This window comes from Streptomyces sparsus (assembly GCF_054776295.1).
The window spans coordinates 1-3,458 of sequence record NZ_BAAHCA010000525.1 but is presented as its reverse complement, the minus strand read 5'-3'; the positions used below and the strand labels follow the sequence as shown (position 1 = coordinate 3,458).

Genomic DNA, 3,458 nt, shown 5'->3' with positions numbered 1-3,458 from the left:
CGTGCTGCCGCCGGTGCTGCCGTCGGGGGTCTGCGGGGCGGAGGTGGCGGGCGCGGGTTTCGGTGCGGGCGGCGGGGTGGGCTTCGGGGCCGGCGGCAGGCGGGTGCCGGTCTTCTTCGGGCAGTCGGTACGGGGTGCGACGAGGTCCAGGCGTACGGCGAGGTCGTCGGCGAAGGGAGCCTCGGTTCCGGCGCCCGGCTCCTGGAAGCAGACCTTCCACTTGTCGGGCGCGGAGGGCAGCTCGACGTTGCTGTAGGCGCTGCGTGCGGAGACGTCCCGCAGGCCGAGCTTCCCGATCTCGGCGGTCGCGTCCTGGTGGCTGCTGCCGACGACGTCCGGGAACTCCGGCCAGTCCAGCGCCGCCGCGGCCTTCGACGGGCAGCTCACACCGCTGGGGACCGCGCCGAACTCCAGCTCCGGCTTCCCCTCACCGGAGGCCGGGGCCGACTCCTTCTGGAAGCACACGCGCCAGTCGCCGACCAGCCAGGAGTCGGCCTGCTCACTGCCCGACGCGTTGTGGTGCCTGGTGGAGTATCCGGCCTTGGCGGCCTTGCTCGCGGCCTCCGCGAGCCCCATCTCCACGTAGCGGGGGGTGCCGGACTCTGTTGCCGACGCGGAGGCGGAGGGGGCCCGGTCGGACTGCGGATCGGCCTGGGCACCACCGCAGGCGGTGAGTGCCACGCCAAGTGCGGCGACCCCCAGCACGCGGACCGCCTGTGCGACCGGTCTGCGGGGGCGCGCGGGGCGCCGGGGTATCGAGAGGCGGGTCGGGGGCATGCGCGGCTCCTGAGAAGTGACCGCCGTGTGTGACGGCTGGATGCCGCAGCGTACTCATCGGTGTGATGAGATGTGCACGAATGGCGGATTCCGGTAGATGTGCACCGCACCTACTGCGCCGCAGGCGGCCGGTGGTCGTCACCCACGCGCGACTGCCGCCCCCGGGCGGCCCTCACCGTGCCGGGAACGATGCTCACCGCCCGCGCGAAGGCTGCGGTGCTCACTCGCATCTGCGGCGGTTAGCGGGGCATTACCTTGCAGGCGCGCAAGCAACAGGCATATCTTCGCGCATATGCACACCTACAGTTTCGGTCAGGCCGCCCGGCTTCTCGGGGTGAGCGGTGACACCGTGCGGCGCTGGGCCGACGCCGGGCGGGTGGCCAGCCACCACGACGGCACCGGCCGCCGGCTCATCGACGGCCGCGATCTGGCCGCGCTCTGCGTCGAGGTCGGCCGGAGCGGTGGCGAGGACGAGGAGGCGTCCCACACCTCGGCGCGCAACGCCTTTCCCGGCATCGTCACCGCGGTCACGCTCGGAGACGTCGCCGCGCAGGTCGAGATCCAGGCCGGCCCGCACCGCCTGGTCTCACTCCTGACCAGGGAGGCCGTCGAGGAGCTGGGGCTCGAGGTGGGCGTGCGCGCCACCGCACGGGTGAAGTCCACCAACGTGCACATCGACCGCCACCCCTGACCGTCCGCCGAGGAGAGCGCGCCATGTCCCGACACCGACGCCGACACCGAGCCCGACGCCTGCTCGTCCCGGCGGCAGCCGTCGCGCTGCTGCCGCTGGCCGCCTGCGGCAGCCCGGACGGCTCCGAGGACGGGCACCGCGACGTCACCGTGCTGGCCGCCGCCTCGCTCACCGACGTCTTCCGCACGGCCGGCGCCGCCTACGAGAAGCAGCACCCCGGCACCTCGGTGTCCTTCTCCTTCGCCGGCTCGCAGGAACTGGCCGCCCAGGTCAGGCAGGGGGCACCCGCCGACGTGCTGGTCACCGCCGACACCGACACGATGGACGGGCTGCGGGAGGAGACCGGCCCGGCGACCGTCATCGCCGGCAACCGGCTGGTCATCGCCACCGCCGAGGGCAATCCGCACGAGGTGCGCACGCTTGCGGACCTCGGCGACCGGGAGCTGAAGGTGGTGCTCGCGGCGCCCGAGGTGCCCGCGGGCCGGTACGGCAGGGAGATCCTGGACGCCGCGGGGACCACGGTCGAACCGGTCTCGCAGGAGCCGAGCGTGCGGGCGGTACTGAGCAAGATCGAACTCGGCGAGGCCGACGCGGGACTCGTCTACGCCACCGACGCGGCAGGCTCCGAACTGGTCGAGGCGGTGGCGATCCCGGAACGGCGGAACGTCCTGGCGTCCTACCCGGCAGCCACGCTCGACAGCTCCTCCGACCCGGAGGCGGCCACCGCGTTCGTGGACTGGCTCGGCGGCGAGCAGGCCCAGGACCTGCTGCGTGCGGCCGGCTTCCAGCAGCCCTGACCCGCGGCGGCCGACGGCGGACGGGCCTCAGCGTCCCGGTCGCCGGCAGCCCCGCACCCGCGCCGGCGGACAGCGGCGTGAGCCACCAGCGAACCGGGAACCCGCCGATGAGACTTCTCCGCAGCCGGACCTCCGGCACCCGAGCCCCCCTGACGCTCGTGCTGCCCGCACTGCTCGCCGTCGTGCTGCTGCTGCTCCCGCTGGTGGGTGTGCTGGCCCGCACCTCGTGGGCGGAGCTGGGGGGACACCTCTCCGACCCCCCGGTGCTGGAGGCGCTGCGGCTGTCGGTGGTCGTCTCGTTCTGGGCGCTGGCCCTGTCACTGCTGCTCGGTGTGCCGCTGGCCTGGCTGCTCGCCCGGGTCGACTTCCCCGGCAAGGCGGTGGTGCGGTCGCTGGTGCTGCTGCCGATGGTCTTGCCGCCGACCGTCGGCGGGGTGGCGCTGCTGCTCGCCTTCGGCCGTCGCGGTGTGCTCGGGCCCTGGCTGGAGAACAGCTTCGGCCTCACTCTGCCGTTCCACACCTCGGGCGCGGTGCTCGCGGCGACCTTCGTCGCGATGCCCTTCCTGGTGATCAGCCTGGAGGGCGCGCTGGCCGGGCTGCACGAGCGCTACGAGCAGACCGCCGCTTCGCTCGGCGCCTCCCCGGTGCGGGTGTTCCGCACGGTGACGCTGCCGATGGTGGCGCCCGCCCTGGCCGCCGGTGCCGCGCTGACCTGGGCCCGGGCCCTCGGTGAGTTCGGCGCGACCATCACCTTCGCGGGCAATCTGCCCGGCGCCACCCAGACCCTGCCGCTCCAGGTGTACCTGCTGCTCCAGGAGCAGCCCGCCGCCGCCACCTCCGTCTCGCTGCTGCTGCTCGCCATCGCCATGGCCGTGCTGGTCGCCCTGCGCGGACGCTGGACCACCGGCCCCACCGACCACCGCCCCACCGGCGGCCCTCCCACCAACGCCCCTCCCGGCGGCGGGCCCCCGGAAGCCGCGACCGACGTGCCGGACCCGCCAGCAGCCGAGGCACCAACCGCCCCGCACCCAACCGCCCCCCGCCCCGCTGCCCCGCCACCGCGCGTGTCCGGTGCCGTCCCCCCGGGCGGGGGGCGCTGGCCGCTGCACGCCGACGTCACCGGCTTCACCACGCTCACCCTGGACGCCGAGCCGGGAACCACGCTCGCCGTGGTGGGCCCCAACGGGGCGGGC

Annotated in this window: 4 protein-coding genes; 3 read left to right on the top strand and 1 reads right to left on the bottom strand. The window is 74.5% G+C overall.

The window, feature by feature from the left end; translation table 11 throughout:
- Window positions 1-777 (bottom strand): PASTA domain-containing protein (locus ACYVE9_RS19650; RefSeq protein WP_461029195.1); only part of this gene is annotated, 777 nt, incomplete at its 3' end.
- 292 nt (window positions 778-1,069) lie between these two features.
- On the opposite strand from ACYVE9_RS19650, the gene ACYVE9_RS19645 reads away from it, so the two are divergent.
- The 3 genes from ACYVE9_RS19645 to ACYVE9_RS19635 form a co-directional block, all read left to right on the top strand.
- Entirely contained in the window at window positions 1,070-1,468 is a 399-nt protein-coding gene (locus ACYVE9_RS19645) for a TOBE domain-containing protein (RefSeq protein WP_461029194.1), read from the top strand.
- Window positions 1,469-1,491: 23 nt separating this feature from the next.
- On the top strand, window positions 1,492-2,265 hold the full coding sequence (gene modA / locus ACYVE9_RS19640; protein WP_461029193.1) for a molybdate ABC transporter substrate-binding protein: 774 nt from the start codon (window positions 1,492-1,494) through the stop codon (window positions 2,263-2,265).
- Between the two features lie 107 nt (window positions 2,266-2,372).
- The coding region (locus ACYVE9_RS19635; protein WP_461029192.1) for an ABC transporter permease at window positions 2,373-3,458 on the top strand (1,086 nt) is incomplete at its 3' end.

Coding starts and splice junctions, on each gene's coding strand:
- ACYVE9_RS19645 (WP_461029194.1), top strand. CDS start 1,070: ATGCACACCTACAGTTTCGGTCAGGCCGCCCGGCTTCTCGGGGTGAGC.
- modA (WP_461029193.1), top strand. CDS start 1,492: ATGTCCCGACACCGACGCCGACACCGAGCCCGACGCCTGCTCGTCCCG.